This is a genomic window from Paenibacillus durus ATCC 35681 (assembly GCF_000993825.1).
GTDB classification, from domain to species: Bacteria; Bacillota; Bacilli; order Paenibacillales; family Paenibacillaceae; genus Paenibacillus_AQ; species Paenibacillus_AQ durus_B.
In genome coordinates this window covers 1,787,833-1,803,858 of record NZ_CP011114.1, presented here as the reverse complement: position 1 = coordinate 1,803,858, position 16,026 = coordinate 1,787,833, and the positions used below count along the sequence as shown (strand labels likewise).

Annotated in this window: 14 protein-coding genes; 1 reads left to right on the top strand and 13 read right to left on the bottom strand. The window is 54.2% G+C overall.

Annotated elements, in window-relative coordinates; all coding sequences use genetic code 11:
- Both VK70_RS08105 and VK70_RS08100 read right to left on the bottom strand, forming a co-directional pair.
- Nucleotides 1-861 (bottom strand): DegV family protein, encoded by an 861-nt coding sequence (locus tag VK70_RS08105; protein ID WP_025693637.1) that lies wholly within the window; start codon nucleotides 859-861, stop codon nucleotides 1-3.
- A 31-nt stretch (nucleotides 862-892) separates the two neighbouring features.
- A complete protein-coding gene (locus VK70_RS08100; protein ID WP_025693638.1) occupies nucleotides 893-2,671 on the bottom strand; it encodes a DAK2 domain-containing protein in 1,779 nt (592 codons plus the stop codon).
- Between the two features lie 189 nt (nucleotides 2,672-2,860).
- On the opposite strand from VK70_RS08100, the gene rpmB reads away from it, so the two are divergent.
- The gene (gene rpmB / locus VK70_RS08095; RefSeq protein WP_025692533.1) at nucleotides 2,861-3,049 is read left to right on the top strand and encodes a 50S ribosomal protein L28; all 189 of its coding nucleotides are present in this window, start codon (nucleotides 2,861-2,863) and stop codon (nucleotides 3,047-3,049) included.
- Between the two features lie 84 nt (nucleotides 3,050-3,133).
- On the opposite strand, the gene spoVM is transcribed toward rpmB, so the two are convergent.
- The 11 genes from spoVM to coaBC form a co-directional block, all read right to left on the bottom strand.
- The gene (spoVM, locus tag VK70_RS08090) at nucleotides 3,134-3,214 is read right to left on the bottom strand and encodes a stage V sporulation protein SpoVM (protein ID WP_036592208.1); all 81 of its coding nucleotides are present in this window, start codon (nucleotides 3,212-3,214) and stop codon (nucleotides 3,134-3,136) included.
- Nucleotides 3,215-3,341: 127 nt separating this feature from the next.
- Complete coding sequence (gene rpe, locus VK70_RS08085; protein WP_025693640.1) at nucleotides 3,342-4,001, bottom strand: ribulose-phosphate 3-epimerase; 660 nt, start codon at nucleotides 3,999-4,001, stop codon at nucleotides 3,342-3,344.
- Nucleotides 4,002-4,004: 3 nt separating this feature from the next.
- Nucleotides 4,005-4,910: a ribosome small subunit-dependent GTPase A gene (rsgA, locus tag VK70_RS08080; RefSeq protein ID WP_025693641.1), complete on the bottom strand. Its 906-nt coding sequence runs from the start codon at nucleotides 4,908-4,910 to the stop codon at nucleotides 4,005-4,007.
- 111 nt (nucleotides 4,911-5,021) lie between these two features.
- Nucleotides 5,022-7,244 carry a Stk1 family PASTA domain-containing Ser/Thr kinase gene (gene pknB / locus VK70_RS08075; RefSeq protein WP_025693642.1) on the bottom strand — a complete coding sequence of 741 codons (2,223 nt, stop codon included), beginning with the start codon at nucleotides 7,242-7,244 and terminating at the stop codon, nucleotides 5,022-5,024.
- On the bottom strand, nucleotides 7,241-8,017 hold the full coding sequence (locus tag VK70_RS08070) for a Stp1/IreP family PP2C-type Ser/Thr phosphatase (protein WP_046723106.1): 777 nt from the start codon (nucleotides 8,015-8,017) through the stop codon (nucleotides 7,241-7,243). The genes pknB and VK70_RS08070 overlap by 4 nt, the downstream gene beginning before the upstream one ends.
- 6 nt (nucleotides 8,018-8,023) lie before the next feature.
- Complete coding sequence (rlmN, locus tag VK70_RS08065) at nucleotides 8,024-9,064, bottom strand: dual-specificity RNA methyltransferase RlmN (RefSeq protein WP_025693643.1); 1,041 nt, start codon at nucleotides 9,062-9,064, stop codon at nucleotides 8,024-8,026.
- Nucleotides 9,065-9,231: 167 nt separating this feature from the next.
- Entirely contained in the window at nucleotides 9,232-10,734 is a 1,503-nt protein-coding gene (rsmB, locus tag VK70_RS08060; RefSeq protein WP_025693644.1) for a 16S rRNA (cytosine(967)-C(5))-methyltransferase RsmB, read from the bottom strand.
- Complete coding sequence (fmt, locus tag VK70_RS08055; RefSeq protein WP_025693645.1) at nucleotides 10,731-11,696, bottom strand: methionyl-tRNA formyltransferase; 966 nt, start codon at nucleotides 11,694-11,696, stop codon at nucleotides 10,731-10,733. The genes rsmB and fmt overlap by 4 nt, the downstream gene beginning before the upstream one ends.
- Nucleotides 11,697-11,701: 5 nt before the next feature.
- The gene (gene def, locus VK70_RS08050; RefSeq protein ID WP_025693646.1) at nucleotides 11,702-12,187 is read right to left on the bottom strand and encodes a peptide deformylase; all 486 of its coding nucleotides are present in this window, start codon (nucleotides 12,185-12,187) and stop codon (nucleotides 11,702-11,704) included.
- A 48-nt stretch (nucleotides 12,188-12,235) separates the two neighbouring features.
- Nucleotides 12,236-14,785, bottom strand: a complete 2,550-nt coding sequence (priA, locus tag VK70_RS08045; RefSeq protein WP_025693648.1) for a primosomal protein N' — start codon at nucleotides 14,783-14,785, stop codon at nucleotides 12,236-12,238.
- On the bottom strand, nucleotides 14,785-15,999 hold the full coding sequence (coaBC, locus tag VK70_RS08040; protein ID WP_046723104.1) for a bifunctional phosphopantothenoylcysteine decarboxylase/phosphopantothenate--cysteine ligase CoaBC: 1,215 nt from the start codon (nucleotides 15,997-15,999) through the stop codon (nucleotides 14,785-14,787). The genes priA and coaBC overlap by 1 nt, the downstream gene beginning before the upstream one ends.
- Nucleotides 16,000-16,026 lie beyond the last annotated feature (27 nt).

Here is a 16,026-nt window from a genome sequence, read left to right as displayed (position 1 = left end):
CTACGCGGGCCACACAAATACGGCAAGCGTGCCGTTGCCGACATGACTTCCGACAACCGGCCCTACGTTAGTCAGCACTTTTTCCTCCAGTGTAAAATACGCGGAGAGCTCCTGCAGAAATTCTTCACCGGCAGCTGGCTGAGCGGTGTGTCCGACAGCTACATTGATTTTGTCCGTGCCCTGAAGATCGCTCTTGAACAGCTCGATCATACGGGCCGCCGCTTTTTTTCGTCCTCTGACTTTCTCTACTGCATAGATAATGCCTTCGTCGTCGATTGACAGAATCGGCTTAATATTGAGCAGTGTGCCAAGGAAAGCCGAAGCTTTGCCAATCCGGCCTCCCTTTTGCAAGTATTCTAGCGTATCCACCAGAAAATAAAGCTTTCGCGAGCGGCGAAGCCGTTCGACCGACTCCAAGATTTCCTCCGGGCCTTTCCCTTCGGCAGCCAAACGGGCCGCATGAACCACCAGCATACCGAATCCGTAGGAAGCGGATAAGGAATCGAATACGGTGATCCGGCCGCCTTCTTCCTCCAGCATCGATTTGGCGAGCAGCGCGGATTGGTAGGTTCCGCTCAGTCCAGAAGAAATATGGAAAGACAATATCGGACTATCCGGATACTGCTCCAAAATATTTCTATACACATCCATATATTCGACCGGCGATGGCTGTGACGTGGTCGGCAGCTGCGGAGAACGGGGAAGTCGCTCATAGAACTGTTCCGGCGTCATATCGACCCCGTCGCGGTAAGATTCCTCCCCGAACATGAGGGTAAGCGGTACGACATGGATGCCGTAAGCTTCCACCATGGACGGAGGGATATCAGATGTGCTGTCGGTGACGATAACGGTATGATTCATAGTAAACCTCCCCTTCGCATCATTACTGGGCTTAAGCTTCTACCGAGAATAAATAATAGTACAGCGGCTGACCGCCTTCGTGAATTTCAATTTCCGCATCGGGATAATTCGCTCCGAGCCAACCCTCCAACGCTTCCGTATCCCGAAGATCGGCTTCTTGCCCTGTCAAAATAGTAATGATTTCGTCTCCGCTCTTCAGCATCTTGGACAGCAGCGCCTGGCTGGCAGACAGCAGATCCTCAGCGGCGGCTACGATTTTGGAATTGGAAATACCGATATACTGTCCCGCCTTAATGTCCATTTCCTCGTATTTGGTATCCCTCACGGCATAGGTGACCTGTCCCGATTTCACCCGGTTAATGGCCTCCAACATTCTTTCGGTATTGCTGTCTACCGACTCTTCCTCTTGGAAAGCGAACGCAGCGGCAATGCCCTGCGGAATACTCTTGCTCGCGATAACCGTAATTTCACGTTCGCCTTCTAGAAGCTCTTTGGACTGCTCAGCGGCTAGAACGATATTGGAGTTATTCGGCAAAATATAGATATGCTTCGCTGAAATTGACGTGACGGCATTTACAAAATCCTCTGTACTCGGGTTCATCGTCTGGCCGCCTGCAAGCACTACATCAATGCCCAAGCTTTTGAAAATTTCAGTAATCCCGTCGCCGGAGGAAACCGCGATAAAACCATACGGCGCCAAATCATCTGCCGGGGGTACCGCGGGTGCCTCTACGCTGCTTTTTTCTTCGGGAATATCTGCAAATACTTCAGGACTCGGGGCGATATCGATCCCGGCTATCAATAAATCGCGATGCTGCTCGCGCATATTCAAAATATGAATTTGGGTAATCTCCCCATAGAGAAGCGCGAGATTCAACACTTCACCCGGAGCCTTGGAGTGAACGTGTACCTTAATGGTGTCATCGTCAGAAATGACGATAATGGAATCGCCATTCAGCGATAACGCCTTCCGGAATTGATCCTCATCAAACGCCTCAGCCTGGGGGCCTCCCAACTTGCGGTTGATAAAGAACTCCATGTCATATAAGAACTCGATATCCTCCGTCGACAGCTGCGACTGGGCCGATGCAGGCACATATGCCGATTTTACCTCCGACTTGGTCAGCATTACTGCCTGCCCTGCATGAACCGGCTCGCGGGCGGCTTGTCCCTGTCCGGAATCCGCGAACTGCCCATTTAATAAAGAATCTAAAAAACCTTCATATATATAAACTAGACCTTGACCTCCCGAATCCACAACTCCCACCTGCTTGAGCACCGGCAGAAGATCTGGCGTTCCCGCAAGCGCCTCTTTGGCTTTGGCCAGCACTTCGGTCATCAGTTCATTAATATCAGTTGTTCGCCGCGCCAGAAAAACGGCATGTCTGGCAGCTTCCTTGGCTACAGTCAGGATAGTCCCCTCCACCGGCTTGACTACCGCTTTATACGCGGTATCCACACCTGATTGCAGCGCAGCCGCAAACTGTTGAGAATTCAATTCTTCGTATGCTGCGGCATAACGGCCGAATCCGCGGAACAGTTGGGACAAGATAACGCCGGAATTACCGCGCGCGCCCATCAGCAGACCTTTGGACAGAACGCCGGAACATTGTCCAATGGAAGCAGAATGATTTTTCCGCAATTCACCCACCCCTGTGGTCATCGTCAAGTTCATATTGGTCCCCGTATCCCCGTCCGGAACCGGAAAAACATTCAGGGAATTCACGTGCTCCGCATGCTGCTGCAGCTTATTAGCGCCGGCCAGTACCATCGCTGTAAAATCTATTCCGTTTATAGAACGCTTACTCAATGAAAATTCCCCTTCCTGCCTTCATGTCTCTTGTAGCTAACACAAACTAGACACAATGCACTAATCTATATTGTACTATAAGCAACTTCAGAAATAAATGTTTTTGAACCGGTTGACGGGGCATTTTTTACTGTGATATTATATTTAAGTATTGTTTTATGCAGGTGAACGCAACAAGGAGGTGTAATGATGTCCCGTAAATGTGCTGTAACTGGCAAGAAACCGAGCACCGGCAACCACGTATCCCACGCCAACAACCGTAACCGTCGCTCCTGGGGAGTTAACGTTCAAAAGGTCCGCATTCTGGTGAACGGCAAACCGAAGCGTGTATACGTAAGCACCCGCGCTCTGAAGTCCGGTAAAGTAGAGCGCGTCTAGTTTCCAAACTTAATCTCAAACAAAAAGCACCCTTTACATCAGTAAGGTGCTTTTTTTCATGCTGCATGATTTCCCGTACGGCCCTCAGCTCTTCTGAAATGTGTTCAAGATCGCCTTGACAACCCCTCCTAAAAACTTCGGCAGCTTAAATGTATAAAATTTCATGTTTCACCCTCCGATCAATGCTGCAGCCCTCATTAAGACACAAAAAAGGCTACATGAGATTTCTGCTCATGTAACCATATTTATGCGGCCGTAACTTGGCCTATAACCTCCAGAACCTTTACTCCTGTTAGCGAGCTGCAGCCGCCGCCCGGATCGCGGAAATGGCCGCCGTCCGGTCGCTTTGGCCGAAGACGGCATTACCGGCGACCAATACATCCGCCCCAGCTTCGGATACGACACCCGCCGTCGCTTCAGCAATCCCTCCGTCCACCTCGATACGCAGATCATGGCCGATCTCAGACGCCCATTGGCGAATTTCCCGGATTTTATGCACGGTTCCAGGAATGAATGCCTGTCCGCCGAAGCCGGGGTTCACGGTCATGACCAGGACCAAATCGACATCCGCCAGTACCTCTCTCACGGCGGAGGCGGGCGTTCCCGGATTGATCGCCACACCGGCGAGCAGGCCATACTCCTTAATCTGATGAATCACCCGGTGCAGGTGAACGCAGGCTTCGGCATGGACGGTAATGACCGCCGCTCCGGCCGCCGCGAAGTCGGCAATGTAGCGTTCCGGCTTCTCTATCATAAGGTGAACGTCGAGCGGCAGGGAGGTATGGGCTGATACCGCCTTGACGATTGGCGGACCGAGTGTAATATTAGGCACGAAATGGCCGTCCATCACGTCCACATGAATCCAGTCCGCACCGGAGGCTTCAACCTCGGCCACTTCGGCGCCGAGTGCAGCGAAGTCCGCCGATAGTATGGAAGGAGCAATTTTGATCATAGGTCAGTACCTCCGCTTCTTGTCTTTCATTTCATTAAAAAACAGCTTGTAGTGCTCATAGCGGCTGTCCGAAATCTCTCCGGCCTCCAAGGCCTCGATTACTCGGCAGCCCGGTTCATGAAGGTGGCTGCAGCCGCGGAATTTACATTCCGCCGCAAATGGAACAAACTCGCGGAAGCAGGAAGACAGCTCCTCCACTCCAAGCTCCAGAAAATCCAACTGGCTGAAGCCGGGCGTATCCGCCACATAACCTCCATCGCCGATATCCATCAGCTCGACATGCCGCGTCGTGTGCCGTCCCCGCCCCAGCCGCATGCTGATCTCGCTGGTCTCCAGAGAAAGACCGGGAACCAGCCGGTTAAGCAGCGAAGATTTGCCTACGCCGGATTGACCGGCGAATACGCTGATTGCGCCTGCGAGCCGCTTCCGGAGTTCCTCGCTGCCCGAGCCCGTCCGCGAGCTTGTCACCATCACCTCATAACCAATCCGCTCATACAGTTCTTTAACATGAGCGATGCTCTTCCCGTCCTCTTCCGCCAAATCCTGTTTGGTCAGCACGATGATCGTGTCCAATCCGGAATGCTCGATGTGCACGAGAAATTTATCGAGAAGCTGCAGATTCAGGTCCGGTTCCCGGACGGAGAACAACAGCACCGCCAGCGTAACATTCGCCACGGGCGGACGAATCAGTTCGGAATCGCGGGGGTGGAGTTCATCTACCGTCCCCTCTCCATTCTCGGTCAAGGAATAAATGACCCTGTCACCGACCAGAGGAGACTGGCCTCTCTTCTTAAAAATACCACGGGCTCTGCACTGAACGATTTCATCCTCCGGAGAGATCTTTCCTTCCCGGAGCGGTTTCACATAATAATAACCGCTTAAAGCCTTAACGATTACACCTTCAGGCATGAACGAAGCCTTCCTCTCTTTGATTCGGCGGGTTCGATGGCAATCGTCTCCCCGTTTGCTGCAAGAGCGGCAGTTTAAGCGGCCGCTCTTGTCTTTGACTGGTTTTTGCGATTATTTCTTATCTTTACCTTTATGTTTAGGGCCGGAAGCGGTGTCCTGACTGTTGCCGGATATGATTTGCGTACCACTCGCAACGTCCCCCGTCTGATTGACTCCCGGCTCGCCCCCGGTATCCGGCGGCGTAGCGCCATCCGTTCCGGGTGCGGTGACCGGATCTGCAGACGGTTCAGCGCCGGCAGGTGTCTCGGCCGGCGTTTCGGTCGGAGACGGCGATGGCGGATTGACCGGCGATGGCTCGGGAATTGGCACCGTACCGTTCTTTGCATCCATGTACGAGACGGAATACGTATCGAAGAACTCTCCATCCCGGTACACCATGACAGCCCCTTCCTTATTTGGAGCGAGGATAAGGTTCACCGACAGCACCTGAGTTCTGCTGATCGTGCGGGTTCCCCAATCCTGTTTCTCGCCATTGTTGCGCGCATCGACAAATTCGATCCGAATCTTGGTCTTCTTCCCTTCCTGCACCGGAGATACTGGAAGATTGAATGTGTATTCCAGCGCTTCAGGCGGATAGCCGTCGCTGATGTATATGGTAATTTTCTCGCCAGGCAGCGCCGCTGCGCCTTTTTCATACGGCCATTGCTTCGTTATCTTGCCCTTTTCTATGGAGAAACTGGATTCCCTCTTCACATCACCGAGCACAAGACCTAACTCCTCCAGCTTGGCTTTCGCTTCCGATTCGGTGAGGCCCGTTAAATCCGGCATCGTGATGCTCTCCTGGCCTTTGCTGACAGTGAGCGAGATAGCAGCAGTATCCGGATCATATTGGCTGCTTGCTGCCGGATTCTGCCGGAATACCTCGCCTTCCGGAATTTCTTTGCTGAACTCGCTGTCCTGTGTAATTCGGCTTTCCTCCACACCTTGCGCCATCAGAGCTTTCACCGCTTCGTCATAAGTCATTCCGGATAAATCCGGCATTGACGGGAGCGGCTTGGGGATGCTTACCTTAAGTGCGATAGTTGTTCCTTCTTTTACTGTCGTATCCGGCTCCTTGTTCTGCTCGAAGACAATCCCTTCGGCAAAGTTAGGGTTATACTCCGTCGTTACCGGCTCCTCCAGAACCAGTCCCGCTTCGGTCAGCTTGGCTTTGGCATTGTCCAGCGAAAGATTGACCAGTTGCGGAACTTTAACTTCAGGAACGACCAGCTTCGCGTTCACATACCATACTACCCCTGTCATCGCCAGCAGGAGCAGCAGCGTAAGCCCGATCCACAGCGCGGGTCTTCCCCAATCTTTTTTCTTCTTGGCTGACGGGGGATCTTCCTCACGGGTCATTCTATCCTCTCCACGGTTGCGCGAGCCATTGCTCCTGGGAATCGGCTTGATGGCCGGCATCACCCTGGTTCTGTCCTCATCATCGTCCATAAATGATACCTTCTGTTCGCTTCGGCGCTCCGGCAGCAGACAGGTTTCCAGATCCTGAAGCATTTCTTTAGCGGACTGATAGCGCTCCTCAGGATTTTTGCGCATTGATTTAAGGATGATGTTCTCCACGCTTTGGGGGATCATCGGATTCAGCTTCCGGGGCTCCTCGAACTCTTCTTGAAGATGCTTCAGCGCTACACTGATTGGACTCTCGCCCAGAAAAGGCAGACTGCCGGTCAGCATTTGATAGATCACGATGCCGAGTGAATACAGGTCCGATTTTTCGCCGGTGGCGACTCCCTTGGCATGTTCCGGAGAAAAATAGTGTACCGAACCGACGACCGAACCGGTCTGTGTAATCGTAGTCGACGTCACCGCGCGGGCGATGCCGAAATCGGTCACTTTAACTCGGCCGTTGCGGCCAATAAGTATGTTATGCGGTTTGATATCCCGATGGATAATCTGATTCTGATGGGCATGATCGAGCGCGTCACAGATTTGGGTGGCGATTCTCACCGCTTCGTCTACCTGCAGCGGCGCCCTCTCCTTGATAATTTCGTTCAGATTCTTGCCTTCCACATACTCCATGACAATATAATGAATTTCATCTTCCTGTCCCACGTCGTAAATGCTGACCACATTGGGATGAGAAAGCGATGCAGCAGATTGCGCTTCCCGCCGAAACCGGCGAATAAATTCCTCATCATGTACAAATTGGTTCCGCAATACTTTAATAGCGACATTTCGATTGAGCAAAATATCATGTGCCCTATATACAAGCGCCATTCCGCCCCCACCGATCCGCTCGATGACTTGGTAACGGCCTCCCAACTCGTGACCGATCATCTCTCCCACTCCTTTGATTCGGGCACAGCGGCCTCCTCATGATGTTCCAGCATGGCGACGCTTATATTATCGCCGCCACCGGCAAGCAGAGCCAGCTGAAGCAAACGGTCCGCTCTTTCCTTAAGCGATATTTCCTGCATGCCGGCAATCTTCCCCAAATGCTCGGCACTGACAAAGTTGCTCAAACCATCGCTGCACAGCAGCAGCACTTCACCTGGTTCAAGCGTAATTGGAATCAAATCGACTTTGATGTCCTCATCCGTTCCTAGAGCGCGTATGAGAACGTTGCGCCGCGGATGGGTATCCAGCTCTTCGAGCGTAATCTGGCCGTTCTTGAACAGCTCGTTTACCAGTGTATGATCCTCGGTCAGCTGCCGCGCCTTACCATCCTGAATTATGTAAGCTCTGCTGTCGCCGATATGGCCAATGTAGCCCGACCGACCTGACAGCAGCGCAGACACGACAGTCGTCCCCATGTTATGGTAACGCTCGTCACTGGCCGCTTGCTTGTAGACGGTATCATTTGCTTTCATTATCGCGTCTAACAAAACGGCGCTTAAGTCTTCTCCGGAAAGACCGGACGCAATTCCGCCCAGCCCCTCCCGGACTGATTCTAGCGCCAGGCGGCTTGCGGTATCGCCCGCCAGATGCCCACCCATTCCGTCGGCGATAATACCCAGCGTATACCCTTGGCTCGTAACACCGGTCCAGACCGAATCCTCATTGACGGAACGTACCCGTCCAATGTCGCTGGCATGAACTGTTCTGATCAAAAGACCTCACCTCAACTCCATATGTTTGGCGCGCAATTGTCCGCATGCGGCGGCGATATCATGGCCCTGTTCGCGGCGAATCGTCACATTGATTCCCTGATCGGCCAGAATCCGCTGAAATTGGAAAATATCATTTCGTGAAGTGCGCACATATTTGCGTTCAGGCACATGGTTAACCGGAATCAGATTAACATGGCACAGCATATGCTTCAGCACTCCGGCAAGCTCTTCCGCATGCTCCGGCTGATCATTTACGCCGCCGATGAGCGCATATTCGAAGCTGATGCGCCGTCCTGTCTTTGCCTGATAGTAGCGCAGCGATTCCATCACTTCGTCAAAAGGATAACGGCGGTTGACCGGCATCAGCTTCGAACGAAGTGCGTCATTCGGCGCATGGATGGAGATCGCCAGGTTGATCTGGGTATCCTCATCAGCAAACTTATAAATGCTCGGGACAATCCCGCTTGTTGATACCGTTATATGCCGCTGCCCAATATTTAATCCTTTTTCGTGGATCATCAGGCGGAGGAATCTCATTGTGGCGTCGTAATTCTCAAACGGTTCGCCCGTGCCCATGATGACAATACTGCTGACGCGCTCGCCGCGGGCATCCAGAATCTGCTGTGAGCGCACGACCTGCGCCACAATTTCACCTGCCGTTAAATCCCGCTTAAGCCCTCCAAGAGTCGAAGCGCAGAAGGTGCAGCCAATCCGGCAGCCTACCTGGGTCGTTACGCACACACTGTTGCCATAATTATGCTTCATGATAACCGTTTCAATGGCATGGTCGTCATGCAGACCGAACAGGAACTTCACCGTTCCGTCCTTCGATTCGAGCTTGGTAATTTCCGAAAGGGCGTTAATGGAGAACTGTTCATTCAGCTTCTCCCGCAAAGACTTCGGCAGGTTGCTCATCGAGTCAAAGTCGCTGACGCGCTTGACGTACAGCCAATCAAAAATCTGTCCGCCCCGAAAAGCCGGTTCTCCGTTATCCTTGGACCACTCTACCAACTCTTCGAGAGTTAAATCATATATTAAAGGTTTCATTATCGTAATCGCACCTGTGCTTTCTTAATGATGTCTGAACGTATAGGATAGTTATTCATATTATTTCTCATCCTGCCTATTTTAACACAAATCTCACAGAGGGTAAAAGAAAACCCGCCGAGGCTGGCCTGGCGGGGGTTAAGACAATCTAGAACCAATCAGCGGCTCTACTGGCGGAGCCGTTCTAGAATGGCGATATAGAAGCCGTCACTTCCGTAATGTTGGGGTAAGATCTGCATCCCTTGACCACTGGCAAGAACGCTGTTGCCAAGACGGTTCCAGAGCGGTGAAGAAAATGTCACAGAGCGAAATTCTTCATTCCGTTCCAAGAAGGAATGAACGATATTACCGTTCTCCAACTGGTCCAGCGTACAGGTGCTGTACACCAGCACCCCGCCCGGCTTCAGCAGAGCTGCGGCAGATTCCAATAGTTCGGACTGCAGCTTGGCAATTGCCGCCGCATCCTCCGGCTGCTTGGCCCATTTCAAATCCGGTTTGCGGCGGATAACGCCCAATCCCGAGCAAGGGGCGTCCAGCAGAATCCGGTCGAAGGAAGCAGGGGCGAATTTCTTCCCGAGTTCCAGCGCGTCTCCGCTTCCGGTGCCGATGCATTCAAGACCAAGGCGCCTGGCTTGATCGGAGATCAGGGCGGCTTTATGCGGATGCAGATCATTGGCATAAATAGAGCCTTGATCCTTCATCAGCTCGCCCATATGCGTCGTTTTGCCTCCGGGAGCGGCGCAGCAGTCCAATACCTTCATGCCGGGCAGAGGATTAACGGCCTCAGCCACAAGCATGGAGCTTTCATCCTGAATAGACAGAAGACCGTCCCGGTACCAGGATGTGAGCGCCAGATTGCCTGCTCCTCTCACCACGATTCCATAAGGGCTCAGTTCGGACGGCCGGGCATCGACTCCCTGACCGAGCAACTCATCAAGCAGCCGATCGCGGCTGGTCATCGTCGTATTCACCCGGACGCTAACGGCAGGCGGCTCATTATTGGCCTTGCAGATCGCTTCGGCCGTGTCCGCTCCGAACTCGTCCCTCCACCGCTCAACCATCCACAGCGGATGCGAATGGATCAGAGCGGTCCGCTCTTCCCAGGAAATTTCCTGCGGGATGACCGGCAGCGGCCCCGCGCGAAGGACATTCCGCAGGACGCCATTCACCATTCCCGAGATGCCTTGATGGCCGCGACGCTTAGCCAGATTGACAGCCTCGTTCACCGCTGCGTGAGGCGGTATCCGATCAAGGTACATAATCTGATAAAGACTTAAACAGAGCAGGCTGCGAACCCACGGCTGAAGCTTGTCCAGACCTTTGCTCACAAAGCTCTTTAGTACATACTCCAGCGTATTCAGACGCGAAATCGTCCCATACACCAGCTCAGTGGCCAGTCCCGCGTCCTCACGGGACAAGTCTGCCTTCTGCAGACTCGCATTCAGCAGCAGATTGCTGTATGCCCCTTCCTGCTGAACCCGCACCAATACGTCAAGGGCTGTTTCTCTCGCCGAAACGCCCTTGGCGCCGGTTCTCGGCCCGCCTGCGGAACCGCGCCCTCTGCCGGGCCTGCCGCCTTTGGACCCGGCATTACCGCTTCGCTCCGCACCTGCGCGGCCGTTCAGATGGTTTCCGCCCGAAGGCGTTCCCCGTCCTTTAGGCCCGCTCATGCCAGCACCGTGCCCGGCTTCATCGTTCCACCGCGTGTAAAGTCTCCTGCGGCCATCGCCTTCTTCCCGGCAGGCTGGACGGTAAGCAGCTGAAGGCTGCCGTCACCGGTCTTGACCACAATGCCGGCCTGTCCGAGGGACAGCACGGTTCCCGGTGCGGGTCCATCGCCATGGGCAGAAGCGCCGGAAGCCTGGGCGGCAGCGCCCGTTTCAGGTGAAGCCGCAGCCCATATTTTGAACGTCTCGCCATTCCAGAGTGTAAACGCGCCCGAAAAGGGAACCAGACCACGGATTCGGTTATAGATTTCTCGCGAGCCCGCGCTCCAATCGATCCGCTCATCGTCCCGGCTTAAATTCGGCGCATAAGTGGCCTGGCTGTCATTCTGAGGCTCCGCAGGCACGGGCCCGGCAAGCAGACGAGGCATTTGCTCCTTCAGCAAATCCCGGCCCGCCAGACTCAGCTTTTCAAATAGGGTGCCTGACGTATCGTCATCCTCGATCGGGACTTCAACCTTTGCGATCATATCTCCCGTGTCCAGCCCTTCGGCCATGTACATTAGCGTCACGCCCGTTACGCTTTCGCCATTAATAATGCTTCTCTGGATTGGCGCCCCTCCCCTGTATTTGGGCAAAAGCGATCCGTGTACATTCACGCATCCCCGGGCAGGCAGGTCCAAAACGGCTTTGGGCAGAATCTGTCCATAAGCGGCCGTAACGATCAGTTCCGGTTCATAGGCGGCAAGCTCTGCTACCGCCTCCGGACGCCGCATGCGTTCAGGCTGCAGAACCGGAAGGCCCAGCGCCTCCGCTGCCGCTTTGACAGGCGATGGCGTCAGTATCTTCTTTCTCCCCTGCGGCCGGTCGGGCTGGGTGATGACGGCTGAGATTTCATAGCCTTCATCGACCAGCATTTGCAGGCATGGCACCGCGAAAGCGGGTGTGCCCATGAACACAATCTTCATTTCATTCACTCCCCGGTCTGGCTGTGTTCCGTATTAATATCGTATACCTTCTCGGCAATATCCGTGAACAGCACGCCATTCAGATGATCGATTTCATGCTGGAATGCCCGGGCCAACAGGCCGCTTCCCGTTATGGTAATCTCATTGCCTTCACGGTCAAGTCCGCGGACGGTTACTGTCTCCGCGCGGCGAACGTCACCGTTGATGCCCGGAATACTCAGGCATCCTTCCGGGCCGAACTGTTCGCCTTCGGATTGAATGATTTCCGGGTTGACCATCTTGATCAGACCGTGTTCTTCATCGGCGTCCACCACAATCAGCCGTTTGAGAATCCCCACCTGCGGAGCGGCAAGGCCGACACCCTCGGCGTCATACATTGTGTCCGCCATATCATCCAGCAGTTTTTGCACATTCGGAGTAATTTTCGTAACCGCTTTAGCGGTCTTGTGCAGCACTTCGTCAGGCTCTTTCACTATTAAACGTATCGCCATTTCGCTATCACCTTCCTGGTTTTATATATATGTTATGCCAAAACGGCGTTACATCAGCATCTGGGGATCGACATCAATGCTGATTTGAAGCACCGGATCGCGAAGCGAATCTTCCAGTTCTTCCGACACCTCGCGGGCCAGCCCGATAGCATCAATGGTTCCCCGCCATTTGATCATGCATTGGAACCGGTATCGACCCTTTAACCGGGGCAGCGGGGAGGCTACGGGTCCGAGCAGATCAAGCCCGTCCGAAGTCAGCTTGTCCAGACTTCCGAACCACCGGCGCTGCCTTGCCTTTCCCTGAATGCTCATCGCATAGTTCTCAGCCATACGCAGCGCCACCGGCATCTGTTCATGCGACAGCGTCACAAGAATCAGCCGGCAGTATGGGGGATAGTGGAGCGCTTTTCGATGTTTCAATTCTTCCCTTACGAACGAGGCATAGTCATGCCGGCTGGCGTGAATGATGGAGTAATGGTCCGGCGTGTAGGACTGAACCAGCACCTCTCCGGCAAGCTTATGCCGTCCTGCCCGTCCTGCCACTTGTGTAAGAAGCTGGAACGTCTTCTCGGCAGCCCGGAAATCGGGCAGGTTCAGCGCCGAATCCGCTGTGATGACACCCACAAGCGTTACGTCGGGAAAATCAAGCCCCTTGGCTACCATTTGCGTTCCTAGAAGCACATCGGCCTTCTTGTCCCTGAATTGTCCCAGCAGCTTCTCATGTGAGCCTTTCTCGGTTGTCGTATCGACATCCATCCGGATAACCCTCATTCCCGGAAACAGCTTGACCAGCTCTTCTTCCACACGCTGCGTTCCCGTTCCGAAAAACCGGATATGCTCGCTGCCGCATTCCGGGCAGACCTCAGGAGCCGGCTCGGCATGACCGCAGTAATGGCAGCGCAGATTATTGCTCCGGCTGTGGTACGTCAGCGAAATATCGCACTCGGGGCAGCCGGCGACATAGCCGCAGCTGCGGCACATCACAAAAGTCGAGAAGCCTCTGCGGTTCAGCAGAAGCACGGTCTGCTCCCCTCGCTCAAGCCTGCTCTGAAGCGCTGCGTGAAGTCCCCGGCTGAACATGGAGCGGTTGCCTTCCTTAAGCTCCTCGCGCATGTCCACCACCTGAACCGCCGGAAGCTCGTTTCCCAGCGCCCGGCTTGGCATTTCCAGCAGTACCGGCGAGAAATTCTCGTCGCTTTTCGATCTGGCGGCATAATAGCTCTCAAGTGATGGCGTCGCCGATCCCAGAATGACGACCGCGTCACCGAGCAGCGCCCGGCGGACCGCCACATCGCGCGCATGGTATTTCGGATTTTCCTCCTGCTTGTAGGAGGTTTCATGCTCCTCATCCATAATAATCAGACCCAGATTGCCAAACGGAGCGAATATCGCCGAGCGCGCGCCGACGGCAACCGACGCTTTGCCTTCGCGGATCTTGCGCCATTCGTCATAGCGTTCTCCGGAAGACAGACGGCTGTGCATAACCGCAACTCCGCTGCCAAATCTCCCCTTAAATCGTTCCACCATTTGAGGGGTTAACGATATTTCGGGAACAAGCACAACGGCCTGCCGGCCTTGCTCGACGCAGTGCTGTATGCACTGAAGGTAGATCTCCGTCTTTCCGCTGCCGGTTACGCCGTGAAGCAAAAAGGTCTCATGCCGCTGCTCATCAATAGATCTCACAATACGTTCATAAACCGCTGATTGCTCGGAGGTAAGCGGAAGCGGCGCACTCGGTTTGAAGTCGCGTCCACGGTAGGGATCGCGGTAGACCTCCACCTCCGAAATCTCAATCAACCCTTTGTCTTCCAATCCTTTCACCGCTCCGGCGGTCACCTGCAGAGCGGACAACACGTCCTTGAGCGGCATTGGAAGCATCGCCTCCATTTCGATTAGAAACGATAGGACTTCCTTCTGGCGGGCGGATCTCGCGGGCAGATTATTCAGCGCCTCCCGCGCGGATTCCGGCTCCATCGTCAGATCGACAGCTTTAAGCTTCTTCTTGCCCATTTTGTCCTTGATCGATTGGCTTTCCTTCAGCACGCCCCGCCGAAGCATGAATTTGACCGTTTCCGCCCCGTCCGGAAAAGCCCTGGACAGCTGCTTCATCGACACCTCACCTGCGCGGCGCACAAATTCAGTAATTTCCCGTTCCTCCCGGCCGGTCCCTTGGAAGACCGGAAACCATTCCTCATCGGGAAACAGCGTTCCCTCTTCATTCCGCGGTTCAGGCTCAGCGGCCCCAAGCGAAATAAGCCGTTCGGCTTTGCCCTTAAGCGCCGTCGGCAGCATTGCCTGCAGCGCCGAAATCCGGCGGCAGGCATATCGCTCGCTCATCCAATCCGCCAGCTCCACTAGCTCCGGCGAAAGCGGAGGAATGAGATCAAGTACTTCCTGGATCGGCTTGATTCCCTTGATCGCTTTCACATCGCCATACTCCAGGGAAACGACGAAGCCCTGAACGGTTCGGTGCCCAAAAGGAACAGCCACCCGGCTGCCTACCTCAATCCATACTTTTAAAGATTCCGGTACCTTATAATCGAAGGTTTTGTCGGTGCTGCGCACGGGAACATCGACGATCACCTTAGCGATGTCCATTACAGGCCTTCTTCCGGCAGCCGGTCCGCTGCAATGGCAAGCAGCCTGCGGGCCACCTCATCCTTAGAGAGCAGCGGCAGTTCCTCCACAAGACCTCTTTGGTCATAAATCGAGACAATATTCGTATCAACGCTGAACCCCGCTCCCGGCACACCCACATCGTTAGCTACGATCAGATCAAGATTTTTGCGAACCAGCTTGTCTTTGGCATACATTTCAGCATTGCCGGTCTCCGCTGCAAAACCGATCAGAAGCTGATGCTGTTTGCGCTGACCCAAAGTTTCCAGAATATCAACGGTCTTTACCAGCTCTAGGGTCATGGTGTCGCCAGTTTTCTTAATTTTGGTATCGGCTCTCTCCTTCGGGCGGTAATCCGACACGGCGGCAGCTTTGATCAGAATATCGCAGTCCTCCCAGACGGCAGACACGGCGCTATACATCTCTTCGGCGGATTGAACGCGCACAACGTTCACGTCCAGCGGCGGCCGTTCATCCGTCCTAGCGGCTACCAGCGTCACCTCTGCACCCATTTCCTTGGCTGCGCGCGCCAAAGCAAAGCCCATTTTGCCGGAAGAGTCATTGGAAATATAGCGGACAGGGTCGATCCGTTCCACCGTGCCTCCAGCTGTTATCACGACTTTTTTGCCGGCCAATTTACGACTCCCGGCCTCCTGCTCAAAATACGCCTCTACACAGCTTACGATGGTCTCAGGCTCCTCCATCCGTCCTTTGCCGACATAACCGCATGCCAGCAGCCCCTCACCGGGCTCGATGAATTGGATGCCTCGCTTGGCAAGAATATCCAAATTGTTCTGCACGGCCGGATGCTGGTACATATGCACGTTCATCGCCGGAGCGACCATTACGGGCCCTGTCGCCGCAAGCAGCACGGTGGAGAGCATGTCATCAGCGATGCCATGAGCCATTTTGGCGATAATATTTGCCGTTGCTGGCGCCACCAGCACAAGATCGGCCGAATCGGCCAAATCAATATGTGAAATAGAGGAAGGGTCGCGCTCCTGGAAGGTATCGCTGTACACCCTCTGTTTTGACAATGACTGCAATGTCAGTTCAGTAATGAATTGTTTGGCCGAAGCCGTCATAACAACATGCACCTTGGCACCCTTTTGTACAAGCTTGCTGCACAGGGCGGCCGCTTTATACGCCGCGATTCCGCCGGTGATGCCAAGCAATATCGTTTTGCCTTTCAACATTTCCGTCCCTCCTGCTCCCCGTGTACA

Bases quoted from the DNA above. Each gene is read 5' to 3' on its own strand.
- coaBC (WP_046723104.1), bottom strand. From the start codon at position 15,999: ATGTTGAAAGGCAAAACGATATTGCTTGGCATCACCGGCGGAATCGCG.
- rsmB (WP_025693644.1), bottom strand. From the start codon at position 10,734: ATGAGCGGGCCTAAAGGACGGGGAACGCCTTCGGGCGGAAACCATCTG.
- rpmB (WP_025692533.1), top strand. From the start codon at position 2,861: ATGTCCCGTAAATGTGCTGTAACTGGCAAGAAACCGAGCACCGGCAAC.
- priA (WP_025693648.1), bottom strand. From the start codon at position 14,785: ATGGACATCGCTAAGGTGATCGTCGATGTTCCCGTGCGCAGCACCGAC.
- VK70_RS08105 (WP_025693637.1), bottom strand. From the start codon at position 861: ATGAATCATACCGTTATCGTCACCGACAGCACATCTGATATCCCTCCG.
- rlmN (WP_025693643.1), bottom strand. From the start codon at position 9,064: ATGAAACCTTTAATATATGATTTAACTCTCGAAGAGTTGGTAGAGTGG.
- fmt (WP_025693645.1), bottom strand. From the start codon at position 11,696: ATGAAGATTGTGTTCATGGGCACACCCGCTTTCGCGGTGCCATGCCTG.
- rsgA (WP_025693641.1), bottom strand. From the start codon at position 4,910: ATGCCTGAAGGTGTAATCGTTAAGGCTTTAAGCGGTTATTATTATGTG.
- def (WP_025693646.1), bottom strand. From the start codon at position 12,187: ATGGCGATACGTTTAATAGTGAAAGAGCCTGACGAAGTGCTGCACAAG.
- spoVM (WP_036592208.1), bottom strand. From the start codon at position 3,214: ATGAAATTTTATACATTTAAGCTGCCGAAGTTTTTAGGAGGGGTTGTC.
- rpe (WP_025693640.1), bottom strand. From the start codon at position 4,001: ATGATCAAAATTGCTCCTTCCATACTATCGGCGGACTTCGCTGCACTC.
- pknB (WP_025693642.1), bottom strand. From the start codon at position 7,244: ATGATCGGTCACGAGTTGGGAGGCCGTTACCAAGTCATCGAGCGGATC.